This is a genomic window from Streptomyces sp. a15, from assembly GCF_059026085.1.
Map to the genome: position 1 here is coordinate 132,404 of NZ_JBWLKM010000001.1, position 18,710 is coordinate 151,113.

Consider the following 18,710-nt stretch of genomic DNA (forward strand, 5'->3'; position numbering starts at 1 on the left):
GTACCATCGTCCTTATGGCTACGGAAGACGCGGTGCGTGAAGCACTGGCGACGGTGAACGACCCCGAGATCAACCGACCCATCACCGAACTGGGGATGGTCAAGTCCGTGGAGATCGCTGCGGACGGAGCGGTCGCGGTCGCCGTGTACCTGACGGTCTCCGGCTGCCCCATGCGCGAGACGATCACGCAGCGCGTGACGGATGCGGTCTCGGCGGTCGAGGGCGTCACCCGTGTCGACGTCGAGCTCGACGTCATGAGCGACGAGCAGCGCAAGGAACTGGCGACCGCGCTGCGCGGCGGCCAGACCGAGCGCGAGGTCCCCTTCGCCAAGCCGGGCTCGCTGACCCGCGTGTACGCGGTCGCCTCCGGCAAGGGCGGCGTCGGCAAGTCGTCGGTGACGGTGAACCTGGCGGCGGCGATGGCCGCGGACGGTCTGAAGGTCGGTGTCGTCGACGCCGACATCTACGGCCACAGCGTGCCGCGCATGCTGGGCGCCGACGGCAGTCCCACCCAGGTCGAGAACATGATCATGCCGCCGTCCGCGCACGGCGTGAAGGTCATCTCGATCGGCATGTTCACCCCGGGCAACGCCGCGGTCGTCTGGCGCGGCCCGATGCTGCACCGCGCCCTCCAGCAGTTCCTGTCGGACGTGTACTGGGGCGACCTGGACGTCCTCCTGCTCGACCTGCCGCCCGGCACCGGCGACATCGCCATCTCCGTGGCCCAGCTCGTCCCGAACGCCGAGATCCTGGTCGTGACGACGCCTCAGCAGGCGGCGGCCGAGGTGGCCGAGCGGGCGGGCTCCATCGCCGTCCAGACCCACCAGAAGATCGTCGGCGTGGTGGAGAACATGTCCGGTCTCCCGTGCCCGCACTGCGACGAGATGGTCGACGTCTTCGGTACGGGCGGCGGCCAGTCGGTGGCGGACGGCCTGACCCGTACGACCGGCGCCTCGGTCCCGGTCCTCGGCTCCATCCCCATCGACCTCCGCCTCCGCGAGGGCGGCGACGAGGGCAAGCCGGTCGTCCTGACCGACCCCGAATCCCCGGCCGGTTCGGCCCTGCGGGCGATCGCCGGGAAGCTGGGCGGGCGGCAGCGGGGTCTTTCGGGACTGTCGCTGGGGATCACGCCGCGCAACAAGTTCTAGCTCTGGTACGACGATGGGGGCGCCGTCTCACGGACGGCGCCCCCATCGTCGTACCACCGGCTATGCGTAGGCGCTGATGTCCTTGATCATGGCGAAGCCGAGCCCGTACGCGCTCATGCCTCTGCCGTACGCCCCCACGTGCACCCCCTGCTGAGTCGACCCGGCCAGCACCCAGCCGAACTCGGACTCGCGGTAGTGGAAGGACGTCGGCACGCCGTCCACGGGGAGGGACAGCGTCGACCAGTCGTCGCCGTCCAGGTCGTCCGCGAGGGCCCAGGCCGTCTCGGTCTGCTGGTCCAGCCAGTCGTCACGCAGGCTGTGGTCCATCTGGCCGGGCCAGGTGAAGGACAGCAGCCCCACCCCGGCCAGCCAGGCCGCCGAGGAGACCGACGTGGCCTCCAGGAGGCCCGTGCCGTCCGCACTGCGCCGCACCGGATTGGCCGCCACGGTGACCACCACCGCGAACTTCTCCTTGTCCTCCGTGCCTTCGTTCCGTACGGAGGGCTCGTCGCCGTGCCCGATGGAACCGTGCTCCACGGCCCCGTCGGCCGCCGTACCGACCTGCATCAGCCAGCGCGGTCCCGTGAAGGCCTCGTCGAGGCCGTACCACGGGAAGGGCGCCAGCAGGTAGCCGTCGACCGTGCGCCGGGCGGAGGGGACCTGTTGTCCGCCCTCCGCGGCCGACGCCTGCGCGACTGCCCGACTCGTCGTCTCCATGTGCCCGGACGCCTCCTCGCTCTCGTCGGAACGAACGGCCCGCCCCCCTTCGGGCGTACTCGTCCGTTCCGCACAACAACTCGGCAGCATAGCCACCTCGCTCCGAGCAGCCGGGAAAGCGCCCGGCGCGTGGGTCGCTCAGAGGGGTGCGTTCAGGCTCTGCGGGCCTGTCCGGCGTATGAAACGCGTCACGTACGGCGGAGGCGTGCGCCCCGGCGCACGGATCAGGTGGCGTCCGCGTCGTACGGCGGGCGTTCGTCGGGCGTCTCGGGCTTCTTCGTCATGTCGACGGTGCCGGAGGAGCCGGACGAGGAAGAGGAAGAGGGGGAGGAAGAGGGGGAGGAGGACGACGACGAGTCGCTGTCCCGGCCATGGACCGCGTCCGTGACCTCGGCCATCTCCTTCTTCAGGTCGAAGCCGTTGCGGATCTCCTTGAGCCCCAGTTCGTCGTTGTCCAGCTGCTTGCGCATGAACGTCTTGGGGTTGAGGTCCTCGAACTCGAAGTCCTTGAACTCCGGGCCCAGTTCGCTCCGGATGTCCTCCTTGGCGCTCTCCGAGAACTCCCGGATCTTGCGGATGGTCCGCGTGACGTCCTGGATGAGCTTCGGGAGCTTGTCCGGACCGAAGACGAGCACGGCGAGGACAACGAGCGTCACCAGCTCGAGCGGTCCTATGTCATTGAACACCTGAAGCTCCTTGCGATGTCCTCGGTCCTCGGCCCTCGGTGGTCTGTGCGGGTCTTCCGTGGTCCGGGCCGGGTCCACGGTACCCGGCGATCCCGTACGACCGGTACTGTCCCGAGCCCTTCGAGTGCGGGTACGTGTGGGTTTTCCGGGTTGTTTGCCTTGTGGGGGCGTTGGTGGGGGTGTTTCCGACCCCCTGAGATGTGATGTTTCTGTGAGTCTCTCAGTCGCTGCCGCCGGAGGACCCGAGCACCAGTGTGATCGTCCGCTCCTTGCCGTCGCGCTCGACGGTGAGTTCGAGGCGGTCGCCGGGGCGGTGGGCGCGGGTTTTGACGATGAGCTCCTCGCCGGAGTGGATGCGCTGGCCGTCCACCTCGGTGATGACGTCGCCGGCCTCGATGCCGGCCCGGTCGCCGGCACCGCCGACGGTGACCGCGGGGCCGCCGTCGCTGCCCTTCGTTCCTACGCGGGCGCCGTCGCCCGCGTAGTCCATGTCGAGGGTGACGCCGATCACCGGGTGGGTCGCCCTGCCGGTGTTGATGAGCTCCTCGGCGACGCGCTTGCCCTGGTTGATCGGTATGGCGAAACCGAGGCCGATGGAACCGGACTGGCCGCCGTCCGGATCGGAGCCGCTGTCGGCGGACCTGATGGCGGAGTTGATGCCGATGACGCGGGCGCGGGAGTCGAGGAGCGGGCCGCCGGAGTTGCCGGGGTTTATGGGCGCGTCGGTCTGCAGCGCGTCCACGTACGACACGTCACTCGCGTCCCCGCTCTCGCCGCCGGCCGTGATGGGCCGCTCCTTGGCGCTGATGATGCCGGAGGTGACGGTGCCCGCCAGGTCGAAGGGGGCGCCGATGGCCACGACCGGGTCGCCGACCTGGACGTTGTCGGAGTTGCCGAGGGTCAGCGGCTCGAGACCGCTCACCCCGCTGACCTTGACGACGGCGAGGTCGTAGCCGCTGTCCCGGCCGACGACCGTGGCCTTGGCGGTGTCGCCGCTGTGGAAGGTCACGGATATCTCGCCTGTGTCGCCGTCGGAGGCGGCCGCGTCGACGACGTGGTTGTTGGTGAGGATGTGGCCCCGGTCGTCGAGGACGAATCCGGTACCGGTGCCGGATTCCTCGGCCCCGCTCACATGCAGGGTCACCACGCTGGGCAGCGCCCGCGCGGCAATCCCGGCCACGCTGTCCGGAGCCCGCCCGGCCGACTCCGCCCCGGCCTGCGGCAGCTCCACGGCCCCGACGCCACCATTGCGCTCCAGATACGCCCCTACGACGCCACCGATGCCCCCGGACACGAGCGCCACCAGCACGGCCCCACCGACGAGCACCTTCTTCACCCGTCTGCGCCGCCGGTCCTCGGTGGGGACGGCCGCGCCGTTCTGCTGGAGGGGGGCGGCGGGGAGCGGGGCCCAGGGGTCGTAGTTCTGCCAGGGGGTGGAGAGGGGTGGGGCGGGTGGGGCGTCGGCGTAGGAGGGGGCGGAGGCGGCGGAGGGAGGTGCACCCTGCGCGGGGCCCTGCGGGGCGGCTGGAGGGGCAGCGTGGGGCGGGGCGGGCGCTGCGGCTGTGCCGGGTGGGAGGGCTTGAGCGGGGACCGCGGGCGGCTCCTGGGCCGTGCTGGGCGCGAAGGCTGCAGCAGGGGCGCCGGGCGGCCCGTCGGCCGCGCCGGGCGGAGCCGAGCCGACAGGGGCCGCTGGCGCGGCGGTGAGAGGCGGAGGCGGGGCGGGCGGGCTGGGAGCCGGAGCCGTGGCTGGCGGGAGCGTGGCGGAAGCCGTGGGCGGCGCCGGTGTCGCCGTGCCGTGCGTGGGCGTGGGCGTCGCCGGGTGCTGGACGGGCGGGGCGGGCGCCCAGGGGCCCGGCTCCCCGTACGGCGGGGTGCTGTAGGGGTCGGGGTCGTGCAGCGGCCGGGGGCGCTCGGAGGCGGGCGCAGCGGGCCGCTCGGAGGCAGGTTCGGCGGCAAGGTCGGCGGGCCGGGCCAGTTCGAAGTCGCCCTCCGTGGCAGGCGCGTCCTCCGGAGCACTCAGCTCGAAGTCGCGCCCGGTGTCGGGGGCGTCCTCCGGGGCCCTGAGTTCGAAGTCGCCGCCGGACTCGTCACCGCGGCCTGAGCGGCAGCCCACGTCATCCGGCACCGCGTCCGCCGACGGAATGGGTGTCTCCCCGTCCCCCGTCGGTGTAGCCCCCTCCGCCGGGGCCGGGAGGTCCTGCGGTCGAGGACTGCTCCACCACTTGGCCTTCGCGGGCTTCCCCTCGTTCATGCTCTCCCCACAGCTCGGGCTCCGCCTTGCGGCACAGGCAGTGCATCGGCCCCCTGGCCGACCCCCTTGGATTCAACCAGGTTCCCGAGCCGCCGCGCAGTGGCCGGTCAGCGGGGAGTGGAGGAGGAAGACGCCGAGGTCGAGTCGGGGACGGGTGCGGCGAGGAGGCCGGGGGTCGGGAGGAGGTCCGGGGTGGTGGACCACGTGGTGAGGGAGAGCGGCGGGGTCGCGCTGAGCGGACGTATCAGAGGGGACATGGCGGCCGCGCCGGCCATCACGGGCGCGGTCAGCGAGTGGACGCCCTCATGCACCTGGCCCGCGGCGGCCGTCGGCGCCCCGGGCAGCAGCGGTGCCGAGACCGCGGTCGGGGCGACCGGGGTGTCATGGAGCGAGCCCTGGCTCTGGCCCTGGGCGAGCAGCGGGCCGAGCCCACGGCGTCGCTGGCTCTCGGGTGCCGTCACGGCTCCCGTGCCCTGTGTGCGCGCCGGTGTCACATTGCTGCCGCCGGATCCGCCGCGCGCGTCCGCGGCCATGTCGGTCGGCGTCACCGTGGTGACCCCGCCCAGCGCGATCGCGGCCAGGGACACGGCCCCAGCGGCGACGAACGCGAACCGCAGCCCACGCGAGGACGACCGCTCGGCCTCGTGACGACTGACGTCATGGATGCGGAAGCCGCGGTTCGCCGAGGACGACGGAAGCATCGAGGCGTGCGAACGGGTCGGCAGGTAGGCGAACTCGAAGCGCTCGCCGCGCCTCGGACCGAAGACCCCGGCGGCGCCGGGCCGTCCGGTCAGTCCGCCGGCGAACGCCGAGCCGCCGAACGGCGAGTCGTCGCCGTCGTCCGGGTCGTCTCCGGCGGGCAGCCCTTGGAGGCGGGCCAGGAAGCTCTCCGAGGGCGGCGGCGGGGCCGCCTCCGCGAAGACGTTCTTCAGTCGGCGCTGTGCGTCCGCCTCTGCCTTGCACTTGGCGCAGGTGGCCAGGTGCGCGAGGACGCGGTCGCGCGACTCATGACCGAGCTCTCCGTCCACAAGGGCGGCGAGTCGGTCTCCCAGATGCTGTTCGGACGGGGTAGGCCGTGATCCACTCACGCGGTCGCGCCCCCTCCCCCCAGCGCGGGAACACGGGCCATGAAGGAGCGGCGCTGGGCCCGGGCCTCCGGCGAGCGGTGGGCGAGAGCCTTGCGCAGCTGGGAACGGCCACGGTGGATCCGGGACCGGACGGTGCCGAGCTTGACGCCCAGGGTCGCGGCGATCTCCTCGTACGACAGTCCTTCGATGTCGCACAGGACGACCGCGGCGCGGAACTCGGGGGCGAGGGTGTCGAGGGCCTGCTGGACGTCGGCGTCGAAGTGCGCGTCGTTGAAGACCTGCTGGGGCGACGGCTCGCGACTGGGCAGTCGCTCGGCCGCGTCCTCGCCGAGGGCGTCGAAGCGGATGCGCTGCTTGCGGCGGACCATGTCCAGGAAGAGGTTGGTCGTGATGCGGTGCAGCCAGCCCTCGAAGGTGCCGGGCGTGTAGGTCGACAGCGAGCGGAAGACGCGGACGAAGACCTCCTGGGTGAGATCTTCGGCGTCGTGCTGGTTGCCCGTCAGACGGTAGGCGAGCCGGTAGACCCGGCCGCTGTGAGTGCTGACGATCTCCTCCCAGGTGGGCGGAGTCCACGCCTGCCCGTCCGCGTCGGTGGAGAAGGTCGCGGTCTGGGCGTATTCAGCGGCATGGCTGTGGTCAGCAGCGGTGTCGTTCACGGATTTCGGCCTGCCCGCCGATCCGAGGAAGCGCCGCAGCACTCCTCCCCGATCCACAGGTGCGGCCGCACCTCCCCTGTCGGCTCTGGTGGTGTCCAGTGGAGCCCCTACCATAGCCACCTCGCCCGTTAGCTCCGGATAAGCGGTTTTACGAGAAATTGATCTGTGCTGATACGGCTCGTGCGGCTGCGTCAGCAGTTGCTCGAGCGCCTGCTCGTCGTCGTGATCCAACTGTGTCCCCCCGCTCTGTCTCCCACCCCTCTAAACGCCCGGTCCCATCTGCGGGTTCCCGGCGCCAACGGATACAGTCACGCCCAGGCAACCACGGGGACAGGAGAGGGTCATTACCGGCAACCGGCAGACGAGCTGGGCGTTCGCCGACGCCTATGTCGCCGAGGACGAAGCCCTGCGCTGGGCCCGTGACCGGGCCCGCGAGGCGGGGCTGCGCTCGGTGTCGCCCGGCACGGGCGCGGCGCTCGGGTTGCTCGCAGCCACCGTGGAGGCCAAGGCGATCGCCGAGATCGGCACCGGGACCGGCGTGTCGGGGATCCATCTGCTGCACGGCATGCGCGCGGACGGCGTGCTGACGACCGTCGACCCCGAGCCGGAACACCAGCAGTTCGCCCGCCAGGCCTTCCGTGCCTCCGGCTTCGCCAGCAACCGGGCCCGCTTCATCCCGGGCCGCGCCCTGGACGTCCTGCCCCGGCTCGCGGACGCCGGCTACGACCTCGTCTTCTGCGACGGCGACCGGCAGGAGGTCATGGACTACCTCGCTGAATCGTTGCGCCTGCTGCGCCCCGGCGGCCTGGTCGTCTTCGAGGGCGTCTTCGCCAACGGCCGGACCGTCGACTCGGGCCCGCAGCCCACGGAGGTCCTGCGGCTGCGCGAGCTGCTGCGCGCGGTGCGCGAGAGCCAGGAACTCGTGCCGTCACTGCTCCCAGTGGGTGACGGGCTGCTCTGCGCGGTCAAGCGCTGACCGTTCGAAAACGGGCATCGAGCGGGCATCGAGCTGGCATCGAGCTGGCATCGAACACGACACCCGGCACAGCACACAGCGACCCCGGGCACCGCATGCGGTGCCCGGGGTCGCTGAAAGGGTATGGTCGCGTCCGCGTCAGCCGACGACCTTCTTGAGGGCGTCACCGAGCGCGTCGGCCTCATCGGGGGTCAGCTCGACGACGAGCCGCCCGCCGCCTTCGAGCGGAACGCGCATGACAATGCCCCGCCCCTCCTTGGTCACCTCGAGCGGGCCATCGCCCGTCCGCGGCTTCATGGCCGCCATGCTCGTTCCCCTTCCTGAAACCAGCTCATCGTCAAAGCCGACGGCCCTGGAGGGCACGCGTCTCCCGGGGGTGGGACACACGACACCGGCATCGAACACATTGCTTCCAGGCCATTATCCCGCATCTCAGCACCCGATGACCAACATCAGTCGGCATCGCTTGGGCAACGCGCGCGAGCAAAACCACTCAATTCGGCGATGTGACTGCGATACTGCGCCGCCCCGCGGACATCCGCCGAGCGAATACGGTGCGGAATTCTTTGACGCAGGTCACACGTCCGGTCCGGTCCCCGCACGGTGATCTCCGCCATGCTGTCCTTCGGACACAGGGACGTACCGACGGGTACGTCCGAGCCGCGAACCCGAGGGGATACGCCATGGCCGACACCGTGCTGTACGAGGTGAGCGACGGACTCGCGACGATCGTGCTGAACCGCCCGGAGGCGATGAACGCGCTGAACATCGCCACCAAGGTCGCTCTCCGGGACGCGGTACAGGCCGCGGCCGCCGACGAGGCCGTACGGGCGGTGCTGCTGACCGCCGCGGGCGAGCGGGCGTTCTGCGTGGGGCAGGACCTCAAGGAGCACATCGGGCTGCTGGCCGCCGACCGGGAGGCGGGGACCGGGCAGACCATGAGCACCGTGCGGGAGCACTACAACCCCGTCGCGCGGGCGCTGACGGAGATGCGCAAGCCCGTGGTGGCCGGGGTGAACGGGGTGGCGGCCGGGGCCGGGTTCGGGTTCGCGCTGGCCGCGGACTACCGGATCGTGGCCGACACGGCGGCCTTCAACACGTCGTTCGCGGGCGTCGCGCTGACCGCCGACTCGGGCATCTCCTGGACGCTGCCCCGGGTGATCGGACCGGGCCGGGCTGCCGACCTGCTGCTCTTCCCGCGCAGCATCACGGCACAGGAGGCGTACGACCTCGGGATCGCCAACCGGGTCGTGCCGTCGGCGGACCTGCGCGGCGAGGCGGAGAAGGTGGCGCGGGCGCTGGCCGAGGGGCCGACGGTGGCGTACGGGGCGATCAAGGAGGCGATGGCCTACGGGCTGTCGCACTCCCTGGCCGAGACCCTGGAGAAGGAGGACGAACTGCAGACGCGGGCGGGCCGGTCCGAGGACCACGCGATCGCGGTGCAGGCGTTCGTGAACAAGGAGAAGCCGAAGTACCTGGGGCGGTGAGCAGGCAGGCGCGGGGCCGGTGAGCCGGGAGGCGGGGCTCAGCCCCGCCTCGCCACACAGGCCTCCAGGTGGTCGTCCACCAGGCCGCACGCCTGCATCAGCGCGTACGCGGTCGTCGGCCCGACGAAACGCAGCCCCCGCTTCTTGAGGGCCTTCGACAGCGCCGTCGACTCGGGGATGACCGCCGGGACGTCGGAGAGGGTCTTCGGGACCGGGCGGGCGGCCGGGTCCGGAGCGTGGGACCAGATCAGGTCGTCCAGGTCGCCCGGGGCCCAGTCGGCCAGCACGCGCGCGTTGGCGAGTGTCGCGTCGACCTTGGCGCGGTTGCGGATGATGCCCGGATCGGCGAGGAGACGCTCGCGGTCGTCGTCGGTGAAGACGGCGACCTTGGCGATCTCGAAGCCGGCGAAGGCGGCGCGGAAGGTGGGGCGGCGGCGCAGGATGGTGATCCAGGACAGGCCGGACTGAAAGGCCTCCAGGCTGAGCCGTTCGAAGAGCGCGTCGTCGCCGTGGACCGGGCGGCCCCACTCCTCGTCGTGGTACGTCACGTACTCCTCGGCCGACAGGGCCCACGGGCAGCGCAGCGCGCCGTCCGGACCGGGGAGGGCGGAGCCGTCGCTCACGGACGCTCCTCCTGTGCGGGCTTCTCCATGGAGAGGTGGGTCGCGGTGGCCTGCGCGCCGGCCAGTGCGGATTCCAGGTCGGCGATCCGGGCGTCCCGCTCGGCGAGCTCCGCGCCGAGGCGGCCGAGCGCGTCGTCGACGTCGGCCATGCGGTAGCCGCGGGCGGCCAGCGGGAAGCGCAGGGTCTCGATGTCGGCGCGGTTCACCGGGCGGTCCAGCGGCAGCGGGTCATGCAGGCGCTCGGGCGCGGCCTCCGGCAGCGGGCCGTCGCTCTCCCCGCCGCCCACGACGGCGAGCGTCACCGCGGCGACCACCACGGCCAGTGCGATGACCAGGAACAAGAACATAACCATCGCTGAGGTCCCCATGGTCGGTGCCGACGTGCTGGGCGCCGGCGTCGAATGTGTCAGGGTCCGATCGTGCCATGCGAGTCTGACAGTTAGGGTCGCAGGCGGCCACAGACGCCGAGGACCACGACGTACGAGGAGAGGTCACAGGGGATGCTCAGGCTGGGCAGGCGTGAATTCGGCGCGCACGAGCCGGTGATCATGGCGATCGTGAACCGGACCCCGGACTCCTTCTACGACCAGGGGGCCACGTTCCGCGACGAGCCCGCTCTCGCGCGCGTGGAGCATGCGGTGGCGGAGGGCGCGGCCATCGTCGACATCGGCGGGGTCAAGGCCGGGCCGGGCGAAGAGGTGACAGCCCAGGAAGAGGCACGGCGCACGGTCGGCTTCGTCGCGGAGGTCCGGCGGCGCTTTCCCGATGTCGTCATCAGCGTGGACACCTGGCGGGCCGAGGTCGGCGAGGCCGTGTGCGAGGCGGGCGCGGATCTTCTGAACGACGCGTGGGGCGGGGTGGATCCGGGGCTCGCGGAGGTCGCCGCGCGGTACCGGGTGGGCTTGGTGTGTACGCACGCGGGGGGTTCCGAGCCTCGTACGCGGCCGCACCGGGTGACGTACGACGACGTCATGGCCGACATTCTGCGGGTGACCGTGGACTTGGCCGAGCGGGCGGTGTCGTTGGGGGTGCCCCGGGAGTCCGTGCTGATCGATCCCGGGCACGACTTCGGGAAGAACACGCGGCACAGTCTGGAGGCGACGCGGCGGCTGGGCGAGATGGTGGCCACCGGGTGGCCGGTGCTGGTGTCGCTGTCGAACAAGGACTTCGTGGGCGAGACCTTGGACAAGCCGCTGAAGGAGCGCGTGGTGGGGACGTTGGCCACGACGGCCGTGTCGGCGTGGCTCGGTGCTCAGGTGTACCGGGTGCACGAGGTCGCCGAGACCCGGCAGGTGCTGGACATGGTGGCGTCGATCGCGGGGCACCGGGCACCGGCGGTGGCGCGGAGGGGGCTGGCGTAGGGATTTTCCTCGCCCCCGCCGCCCCTTCCCGTCCCGTCCCTGGGGGCTGCGCCCCCAGACCCCCGCTTTCGGCCCGAAGGGCCTCGTCCTCAAACTCCCCCAGAGGGGGGACCCCCAGACGGGCTGATTTAGCGGCCCGCCTCCTTCGACACCAACGCCACCGCCTCGTCCACGTCGTCCGTGAGGTGGAACAGGAGCAGGTCCTTCTCCGAGGCCTTGCCCTGGGCGATCAGCGTGTTCTTGAGCCAGTCCACCAACCCGCCCCAGTACTCCGTACCGAAGAGGACGATCGGGAAGCGGGTGACCTTCTGGGTCTGGACGAGGGTGAGCGCCTCGAACAGCTCGTCCAGCGTGCCGAGGCCGCCCGGCAGGACCACGAAGCCCTGGGCGTACTTCACGAACATCATCTTGCGGACGAAGAAGTAGCGGAAGTTGAGCCCGATGTCGACGTAGGGATTGAGGCCCTGCTCGAAGGGGAGCTCGATGCCCAGGCCGACGGAGATGCCCTTCGCCTCGCAGGCGCCCTTGTTGGCGGCTTCCATCGCGCCCGGGCCGCCGCCCGTGATCACCGCGAAGCCCGCTTCCACCAGACCCCGGCCGAGCCGCACGCCCGCCTCGTACTCCGGCGAGTCCACGGGCGTACGCGCGGAGCCGAACACGCTGATGGCGGGCGGGAGTTCGGCGAGCGTGCCGAAGCCCTCGATGAACTCCGACTGGATGCGCAGGACGCGCCACGGGTCGGTGTGGACCCAGTCCGAGGGGCCGCCCGCGTCCAGCAGACGCTGGTCGGTCGTGCTCGCCTGGACCTGATCCCGTCTCCGGAGGACGGGTCCCAGGCGCTGCTCCTCCGGTGGCCGCTTCTTGCCCTCGGGGTTGCCAGTAGCCATGTGCGCTCCCTCCGCTTGCCGTCTTTCCACCTCAGCGTAGATCTACGCGGGTTACGGACGGGGGACGTGAGCATGTCCGCCATGAAGCGCGGTCAAGCACGCTCCCGGCTTCTTTCCGCCCCCTCATGCTGTCAGCCACGACCTCAGCCGCTCCTCCGCCTCCGGGATGAGGGACGCCTTCACCCGCTCGTCCACCTTGTGGGCGAGAAGCGGCTCGCCGGGGCTGTAGTTCACGGCGGGTACCCCGAGCGCGCTGAAACGGGCCACGTCCGTCCAGCCGAACTTGGGACGGGCCTCGCCGCCGACGGCCGCCATGAAGGCCTGCGCGGCGGGGTGGGTGAGGCCGGGGCGGGCGCCGCCGGTGTGGTCGTCGACGACGAACTCGTCGACACCGCAGTCCGCGAAGTACTCGCGCACGAACGCCTCCGCCTCCGCCTCGCTGCGGTCGGGCGCGTAGCGGAAGTTGACGACGAGGGTGCAGGCGTCGGGGATGACGTTGGTGGCGACACCGCCCTCGACGCGTACGGCGTTGAGGCCCTCGTGGAACTGGAGGCCGTCCACGACCGGCTTGCGCGGCTCGTACGCGGCGAGCTTGGCGAGCGCCGGGGCGGCCGCGTGGATCGCGTTGGAGCCCATCCACGCGCGCGCGGAGTGCGCCCGCTGTCCCGTGAACTTCAGGAACACCCGCAGCGTGCCCTGGCAGCCGCCCTCGACCTGGTTGTCCGTCGGCTCCAGCAGGATCGCGAAGTCGCCCTCCAGCCACTCGGGGTGGGCCGCGGCCACATGCTTCAGGCCGTTGAGGTGGGCGGCGACCTCTTCGTTGTCGTAGAAGACGAAGGTGAGGTCGCGGTTCGGGGCGGGGACGGTCGCCGCGATGCGCAGCTGCACGGCCACCCCGGACTTCATGTCACAGGTACCGCAGCCCCACAGGTAGCCCTCGTCATCGAGCCGGGAGGGGACGTTGTCCGCGATCGGGACGGTGTCGATGTGGCCGGCGAGGATGACGCGTTCCGGGCGGCCCAGGTTCGTCCGGGCCACGACGTTGTTGCCGAACCGGTCGACCCGCAGGTGGGGCAGCGCCCGCAGCGCGATCTCGATCGCGTCCGCGAGGGGCTTCTCGTTGCCGCTCTCGGAAGGGAAGTCGACGAGCTGCGCGGTGAGCTTCGCTGCGTCCAGCGTCAGGTCAAGTGGGGTGTCAGCCATGCTGTCGACCCTAACGCGCCGGGTCGCCGCCCGACTTTCCCCACCTGGCACAGCCGCACCGTACTCTCCAGTATCTTGTGGCGAATGCCAGAGCTGTCCCCTCCTTCCAAGCGTCGCGGCCGCCTCCTCCGTTTCGGGGCGGCCCTCGTGGTCATGTGCGCCGTCGCCGGTTACCTCGTGGTGCAGTACGTCACCGGAGGCGCGGGCCCGGGGTGCAAGGTCGTCTCGGGCAGTGGCGACGGAGCCACCTATGAGTTCTCACCCGAGCAGGCGGTGAACGCGGCGACGATCGCGGCCGTCGGCACCGGGCGCGGGATGCCCGAGCGGGCCGTGACGATCGCGCTCGCCACCGCGCTCCAGGAGTCGGCGCTGCGCAACATCGACTACGGCGACCGCGACTCGCTCGGCCTGTTCCAGCAGCGGCCCTCACAGGGCTGGGGCACACCGAAGGAGATCCTGGACCCGACGTACTCGGCGGACAGCTTCTACAAGCACCTGGCCAAGGTGCCCGACTACACGAAGCTGCCACTGACCGTCGCCGCGCAGAAGGTGCAGCGCAGCGGCTTTCCGACGGCGTACGCCAAGCACGAACCGGACGCCGCGCTGCTCGCCGCCGCTCTCACCGGGCAGTCGGCGGCCACGCTGACCTGCGCGGGCCGCCCCGCCGCCACGCAGGCCGCGGGTGCCGACGCGGTGCGGACGGCGCTCGTACGGGACTTCGGGCAGGACGTGCTGAAGTCGGCGTCGGCCGAGGCGGGCGCCGAGGTGACGCCCACGCCGACGCCCTCCGTGAGCGGGAGCGGAAGCGGGCGGACCGTGACGCTGCCCGTGACCGCCGAGACGGGCTCCGGCTCCGGCTCCGACCGCAGCCTTCGGCAGCGCGGCTGGCAGTTGGCGCACTGGGCCGTGGCCAACGCCTCCGCGCTGCACATCGAACGTGTCTCGTACGCCGGACGGCAGTGGACGGCCGGGAACACGGACAGCCAGTGGCGTGCGGCCGGCGCGGAAGGCGCCGCGGGCGCGGAGCAGGACGCCGGGGCGGTCCGGATCGTCACTGCGCAGTAGTACGGGTACTCACTCGGAAGGGTTACGTCCGGCGGGTTCGGGCGCGGTTGTGCGCAGGTTTTCGGTGCGTCACCCCCGTATCCGTCGAAACCCTTGAGAACAAAGGGCTGTAAGGATTCGGCAGACTTTCGGACCGGGAACTTTTTGTCCGTTTTTATCCGCAGCCGATAATGCGACGCATTGCCAACTCTTTACGTTGCCCCGCCGCAACCTTCCCGGGCTTCGAGCGGTAGTCACTGCGTCCGAGGCCCGGAGATCAACAGCCGGACCGACAGCCAGTCGGTCAACTGCCGGGCACGGTCGGACACTTCATCGTTCTCTTCCGTCAAAGGAGCAACATGTCCCTCCCCCTGACCCGACGGATCGCCCGTGCCGCGCTGCTCGTCGCTGCGGGAGCGGCTGCCGGGGTCGGTGCGGCCGGTTCCGCCAGTGCGGCCCCCGAGCTGCCGGCCACCCCGAACCTCGGTGGGCTGACCGCCCTGGACGGGGCGAGCGTCGGCAACACGGTCGACGGCGCGGCTCAGAACCTGACCGGCACCGCCGGCCAGACCGGCGGCAAGGCCGTCCAGAAGGCCGTGCCGGCCGCGGGCAAGACCAGTGGCAAGGCCGTGAAGAAGGCGGCCCCGGCCGCGCAGAAGACCGCGGGCGAGGCCGCGGGCTCCGCCGGGGACATCCTCGGTGACACCGCGTCGACGGCGACGAAGGGTGGGCTGCCGACGGACTCCCTCACCAAGGGTGGACTGCCGGCGGCGGACTCTCTGCCGGTGCAGAGCCTGCCGGTCGGCTGACCTCAGCCGCAGCTCGGCTGTACGGCGACGGGGCCCAGGGAGTTTCCTGGGCCCCGTCGCCTTTGTGGTCGCCTTTGTAGTCGCCTTTGTGCGTGGTAGCCGTAGCGGCTACGTGAGCCGCTCCACCGCCGCCTGCACCCGCTCGTCCGTCGCCGTGAGCGCGACGCGTACGAAGGTCTCGCCCGCCTCGCCGTAGAAGTCGCCCGGGGCGACGAGGATGCCCAGGTCGGCCAGGTGGGCCACCGTGGTCCAGCAGGGCTCGTCGCGGGTGGCCCAGAGGTAGAGGCTGGCCTCGCTGTGTTCGATGCGGAAGCCGTGGCTCAGCAGCGCCTCGCGCAGGGCCGTGCGGCGGGCGGAATAGCGCTCGCGCTGTTCGCGGACGTGGGTGTCGTCGCCGAGGGCCGCCACCACCGCCGCCTGCGTGGGCGCGGGCGTCATCATGCCGCCGTGCTTGCGGATCTCCAGGAGCGGGGCCAGGACGGCCGGGTCGCCCGCCAGGAACGCGGCGCGGTAGCCGGCCAGGTTGGAGCGCTTGGACAGGGAGTGGACGGCGACGATGCCGTCGTAGGAGCCGCCGTTCACGTCGGGGTGCAGGACGGAGACCGGGTCGGCCTCCCAGCCCAGCTCCAGGTAGCACTCGTCGGAGAAGAGCAGGACGCCGTGCTCACGGGCCCAGGCGACGATCCGGGTCAGCTCGGCCTTGGAGAGGACCTGGCCCGTGGGGTTGGACGGCGAGTTCAGCCAGAGCAGCTTCAGGCCGGCCGGGTCCAGGTCCGTCCCCGCGGCGGTAGCCGCAAATGTCTCCGTGTCGTAGACCTCGTAGCCGGCGCGGGCCAGGCGGGCGCCGACCTCGTACGTCGGATAGGCCAGGCGCGGGTACGCGACCCGGTCGCCGGGGCCGAGGCCCAGCTGGGTCGGGAGCCAGGCCACGAGTTCCTTGGAGCCGACGATCGGCAGGACGTGCCGGTGAGTGACCTCGCGGGCGCCCAGGCGGCGCTCCAGCCAGCCGGTGATCGCGTCGCGCAGCTCGGGCGTGCCCCAGACGGTCGGATAGCCCGGGGAGTCCGCCGCGGCGACCAGGGCTTTCTGGATCAGCTCGGGGACCGGGTCGACCGGGGTGCCGACGGACAGGTCGACGATGCCGTCCGGGTGCGCGGCGGCCGTCGCCTTGTACGGCGCCAGCTTGTCCCAGGGAAAGGTGGGGAGACGGTCGGAGACTGCGGACACGGTACTCGGCTCACTTTCTTCGGTACGGCAAACGCCTCGGCCCCGTACGGCGATCAAGGCGATCAGGCCGTACGGGACCGAGGCGGCGCGAGTGACGCGGGCCGCTCTCAGCCGTTCTGCGGCGGCAGCGCGGCGATGAAGGGGTGGTCGCGCTCGATCAGACCCAGCTTGCTGGCACCGCCGGGAGAACCCAGCTCGTCGAAGAACTCGACGTTCGCCTTGTAGTAGTCCTTCCACTCCTCGGGAGTGTCGTCTTCGTAGAAGATCGCCTCGACCGGGCAGACCGGCTCACAGGCACCACAGTCGACGCATTCGTCCGGGTGGATGTACAAGGACCGGGAGCCCTCGTAGATGCAGTCGACCGGGCACTCCTCGATGCACGCCTTGTCCTTGACGTCGACACAAGGCTGCGCGATGACGTAGGTCACGCTGTCGTTCCTCCTCGATAGGGCGCTGGCGAGCCGTCTTCAGGCTCCGCCACCTGGCGCGCGGGAGCGCGGCGTCGTCGATGCCCGCCCCTAGTATCTCCGTTCTTGGGCATGATCCGAACAGGAGGGGTGGACCGACCTGTGGAAATCTCCGCGACCGGACGTCTCGTGGTCCGTATCACCGCTGCTGACGTGGGTAAACGGGTGTCCGTACGGCGCTTGGCGGAACCTGGGGTGACGGACACGAAGTTCACCGACACGGTGGGTGTTCTCACATCATGGGACGACGGTGTGCTGCTGATCACTCGACGGGACGGCGAGAGTGTCCGTATTCCGGAATCCTCGCTGGTCGCGGGCAAGATCGTACCGCCCGCCCCGGCCCGCCGACGGGGTCCCGCGGCCTCGTACGAGGAGCTGGCGCGCGTCTCCTCCCGGGCCTGGCGGCCGGTGGAGAGCGAGCGGCTCGGCGAGTGGGAGCTGCGGGCTGCCGCCGGCTTCACGCGGCGCGCGAACTCGGTGCTGCCGCTCGGCGACCCGGGCCTGCCGCTCGACGAGGCCCTGACCGTCGTACGACGCTGGTACGGCGACCGTGATCTGCCCGCGTACGTCCAGACCGCGACCGGCGCCGAGGGCACGCAGGAGCTGCTGTGCGCGGAGCTGGAGCGGCGGGACTGGACGCGGGAGGTAACCGCCGAGCTGTGGACCGGGGCACTGGCGCCGATCGCCGACCTGGCCGAGGCCTCCGAGGTGGTGCTGTCCCGGGAGGCGGACGAGGCCTGGCTTGCCCGGTATCAGCGCAAGGGGGTGAGCGAGGTGGCCCTGAGGGTGCTGGGGAGCGGGCCTTCGGTGTGGTTCGCCACGGTGCCCGGTTCGTCGCAGGGTGCGGCTCCCGCCGCCATCGGGCGGTGTGTCGTCGACGGACGGTGGGCCGGGTTCGCCGCCGTCGAGGTGGATCCCGCGCTACGGCGACGGGGGCTGGCCTCCGCCGTGATGGCCGCGCTCGCGCGGCGTGCCCTCGACGAGGGTGCCTCGGCGTCGTGGCTCCAGGTCGAGACGGACAACGCGGGGGCGCGGGCGCTGTACGCCGGGATGGGCTTCTCCGCGCATCATGCGTACCACCACTACCGGGCACCCGGAGCGCCGGGAACGAACGGTAGCGAGTGACAGCTAACGGCACGAACGGCACGAACGAACGGTAGCGATCGCCGTGAAAGGGCACGAGCCAGCTATGCGTCCCCCCTATCCACCACCCCCCGAACGCTCCGCCGAACTGCGCCGCCGGTTCGCCGAGGAGGCCCGCTCCGAGCGGCCCGACCTGTCCACGCTGTGCCTGCTGGTGGGCGCGGAGGCGGACGGCACGCTGGACGAGGCGGGCCTGGACGCCGCGCAGATCGAGCTGGACCGGCTGGCCGGACAGCTGCCGTTCCGGCCCGGCGGGCCACGGTCCTGGGCGGTGGCGCTGCGCGAGCTGCTCGGGGACCGGTGTGGTTTCCGTGGCGCCCCCGTCGACTACCAGCGGCTGGAGTCCTCGCTGCTGCACGAGGTGCTACGGCGGCGGCGCGGGCTGCCGATCCTGCTGTCCGTGGTGTGGATGGAGGTGGCGCGGCGGGCCGGGGCTCATGTGTACGGGGTGGCGCTGCCCGGGCATTTCGTCGTCGGCTTCGGTCCGCCGGACGAGCAGGTTCTCGCCGATCCGTTCGACGGGGGGCGGGTGCTGACCGGGGGCGATGCGGAGGTGCTGGTGGCGGGGGCGACGGGGGCGTCGCTGCATCCGTCGATGCTCGGTCCTGCGGAGCCTTTGGAGGTGGTGCTGCGGATCCTGAACAACGTGCGGGCGTGGGCTGCGGCTCGGCCGGAGCGGTCGGATGTGTCGTTGTGGGCGGTGGAGTTGTCGTTGCTGTTGCCTTCGCATCCTGCGCGGTTGCGGTATGAGCGGGCGCAGTTGCTTGTGCAGCGGGGTGACTTCGTCGATGGGGCCGCGGAGTTGGAGGCGTATGCGGAGCTGGTGAGGGCCGTGGATAAGGCTGCTGCGGCTCGGGTTCGGCAGCAGGCTCATGCCGCGCGAGCAATGTTGAATTGACCGTTGTCACGCGGCTGCGGGTGCGTCGTGGCTGGTCGC

20 protein-coding genes are annotated in these 18,710 nt (G+C 71.3%); 8 read left to right on the forward strand and 12 right to left on the reverse strand.

Translation table 11 applies throughout. From position 1 onward, the window contains the following. Nucleotides 1-14: 14 nt before the first annotated feature. On the forward strand, nt 15-1,148 hold the full coding sequence (locus tag AC5P09_RS00600; RefSeq protein WP_493871893.1) for an Mrp/NBP35 family ATP-binding protein: 1,134 nt from the start codon (nt 15-17) through the stop codon (nt 1,146-1,148). 60 nt (nt 1,149-1,208) lie between these two features. Here the strand turns inward: AC5P09_RS00600 and AC5P09_RS00605 are convergent, their stop codons facing one another. The 5 genes from AC5P09_RS00605 to sigE form a co-directional block, all read right to left on the reverse strand. Further along, nucleotides 1,209-1,865 (reverse strand): hypothetical protein, encoded by a 657-nt coding sequence (locus AC5P09_RS00605; RefSeq protein WP_493871894.1) that lies wholly within the window; start codon nt 1,863-1,865, stop codon nt 1,209-1,211. Between the two features lie 224 nt (nt 1,866-2,089). Next, entirely contained in the window at nt 2,090-2,551 is a 462-nt protein-coding gene (locus AC5P09_RS00610; protein WP_493871895.1) for a sec-independent translocase, read from the reverse strand. 220 nt (nt 2,552-2,771) lie between these two features. Further along, complete coding sequence (locus AC5P09_RS00615) at nt 2,772-4,802, reverse strand: S1C family serine protease (protein ID WP_493871896.1); 2,031 nt, start codon at nt 4,800-4,802, stop codon at nt 2,772-2,774. Nucleotides 4,803-4,909: 107 nt separating this feature from the next. Beyond that, the gene (locus AC5P09_RS00620) at nt 4,910-5,890 is read right to left on the reverse strand and encodes an anti-sigma factor family protein (RefSeq protein WP_493871897.1); all 981 of its coding nucleotides are present in this window, start codon (nt 5,888-5,890) and stop codon (nt 4,910-4,912) included. Next, nucleotides 5,887-6,660 (reverse strand): RNA polymerase sigma factor SigE, encoded by a 774-nt coding sequence (gene sigE, locus AC5P09_RS00625; RefSeq protein WP_266434131.1) that lies wholly within the window; start codon nt 6,658-6,660, stop codon nt 5,887-5,889. Before sigE ends, AC5P09_RS00620 begins: the two co-directional genes overlap by 4 nt. Nucleotides 6,661-6,823: 163 nt before the next feature. Here sigE and AC5P09_RS00630 point away from each other — a divergent pair, with 163 nt between their 5' ends. Next, entirely contained in the window at nt 6,824-7,522 is a 699-nt protein-coding gene (locus AC5P09_RS00630; RefSeq protein ID WP_307680206.1) for an O-methyltransferase, read from the forward strand. Between the two features lie 138 nt (nt 7,523-7,660). Here the strand turns inward: AC5P09_RS00630 and AC5P09_RS00635 are convergent, their stop codons facing one another. Continuing rightward, nucleotides 7,661-7,828 (reverse strand): DUF3117 domain-containing protein, encoded by a 168-nt coding sequence (locus tag AC5P09_RS00635; RefSeq protein ID WP_003966491.1) that lies wholly within the window; start codon nt 7,826-7,828, stop codon nt 7,661-7,663. Nucleotides 7,829-8,205: 377 nt separating this feature from the next. Between AC5P09_RS00635 and chcB the strand changes: the two genes are divergently transcribed. After that, the gene (gene chcB / locus AC5P09_RS00640; protein ID WP_266434133.1) at nt 8,206-9,009 is read left to right on the forward strand and encodes a 2-cyclohexenylcarbonyl CoA isomerase; all 804 of its coding nucleotides are present in this window, start codon (nt 8,206-8,208) and stop codon (nt 9,007-9,009) included. Nucleotides 9,010-9,047: 38 nt separating this feature from the next. Here the strand turns inward: chcB and AC5P09_RS00645 are convergent, their stop codons facing one another. Next, on the reverse strand, nt 9,048-9,632 hold the full coding sequence (locus AC5P09_RS00645; RefSeq protein ID WP_493871898.1) for a DNA-3-methyladenine glycosylase I: 585 nt from the start codon (nt 9,630-9,632) through the stop codon (nt 9,048-9,050). Next, the gene (locus AC5P09_RS00650) at nt 9,629-9,979 is read right to left on the reverse strand and encodes a DivIVA domain-containing protein (protein WP_493872291.1); all 351 of its coding nucleotides are present in this window, start codon (nt 9,977-9,979) and stop codon (nt 9,629-9,631) included. The genes AC5P09_RS00645 and AC5P09_RS00650 overlap by 4 nt, the downstream gene beginning before the upstream one ends. A gap of 153 nt (nt 9,980-10,132) precedes the next feature. Between AC5P09_RS00650 and folP the strand changes: the two genes are divergently transcribed. Next, complete coding sequence (gene folP, locus AC5P09_RS00655) at nt 10,133-10,993, forward strand: dihydropteroate synthase (protein WP_493871899.1); 861 nt, start codon at nt 10,133-10,135, stop codon at nt 10,991-10,993. Between the two features lie 128 nt (nt 10,994-11,121). On the opposite strand, the gene AC5P09_RS00660 is transcribed toward folP, so the two are convergent. Further along, nucleotides 11,122-11,880 carry an LOG family protein gene (locus tag AC5P09_RS00660; protein WP_493871900.1) on the reverse strand — a complete coding sequence of 253 codons (759 nt, stop codon included), beginning with the start codon at nt 11,878-11,880 and terminating at the stop codon, nt 11,122-11,124. 123 nt (nt 11,881-12,003) lie between these two features. Then, a complete protein-coding gene (dapE, locus tag AC5P09_RS00665; protein WP_493871901.1) occupies nt 12,004-13,083 on the reverse strand; it encodes a succinyl-diaminopimelate desuccinylase in 1,080 nt (359 codons plus the stop codon). A gap of 84 nt (nt 13,084-13,167) precedes the next feature. Between dapE and AC5P09_RS00670 the strand changes: the two genes are divergently transcribed. Together AC5P09_RS00670 and AC5P09_RS00675 are read left to right on the forward strand one after the other, a co-directional pair. Beyond that, a complete protein-coding gene (locus AC5P09_RS00670; RefSeq protein WP_493871902.1) occupies nt 13,168-14,148 on the forward strand; it encodes a VldE C-terminal domain-containing protein in 981 nt (326 codons plus the stop codon). Nucleotides 14,149-14,486: 338 nt separating this feature from the next. Then, entirely contained in the window at nt 14,487-14,936 is a 450-nt protein-coding gene (locus AC5P09_RS00675) for an ATP-binding protein (RefSeq protein ID WP_493871903.1), read from the forward strand. A 108-nt stretch (nt 14,937-15,044) separates the two neighbouring features. Here the strand turns inward: AC5P09_RS00675 and AC5P09_RS00680 are convergent, their stop codons facing one another. Next, the gene (locus AC5P09_RS00680) at nt 15,045-16,163 is read right to left on the reverse strand and encodes a bifunctional succinyldiaminopimelate transaminase/glutamate-prephenate aminotransferase (protein ID WP_493871904.1); all 1,119 of its coding nucleotides are present in this window, start codon (nt 16,161-16,163) and stop codon (nt 15,045-15,047) included. A gap of 107 nt (nt 16,164-16,270) precedes the next feature. Beyond that, a complete protein-coding gene (fdxA, locus tag AC5P09_RS00685; RefSeq protein ID WP_003985062.1) occupies nt 16,271-16,591 on the reverse strand; it encodes a ferredoxin in 321 nt (106 codons plus the stop codon). 141 nt (nt 16,592-16,732) lie between these two features. Here fdxA and AC5P09_RS00690 point away from each other — a divergent pair, with 141 nt between their 5' ends. Both AC5P09_RS00690 and AC5P09_RS00695 read left to right on the forward strand, forming a co-directional pair. Beyond that, nucleotides 16,733-17,755: a GNAT family N-acetyltransferase gene (locus AC5P09_RS00690; protein ID WP_493872292.1), complete on the forward strand. Its 1,023-nt coding sequence runs from the start codon at nt 16,733-16,735 to the stop codon at nt 17,753-17,755. A gap of 64 nt (nt 17,756-17,819) precedes the next feature. Next, the gene (locus AC5P09_RS00695) at nt 17,820-18,671 is read left to right on the forward strand and encodes a transglutaminase-like and tetratricopeptide repeat-containing protein (RefSeq protein ID WP_493871905.1); all 852 of its coding nucleotides are present in this window, start codon (nt 17,820-17,822) and stop codon (nt 18,669-18,671) included. Nucleotides 18,672-18,710: the final 39 nt, after the last annotated feature.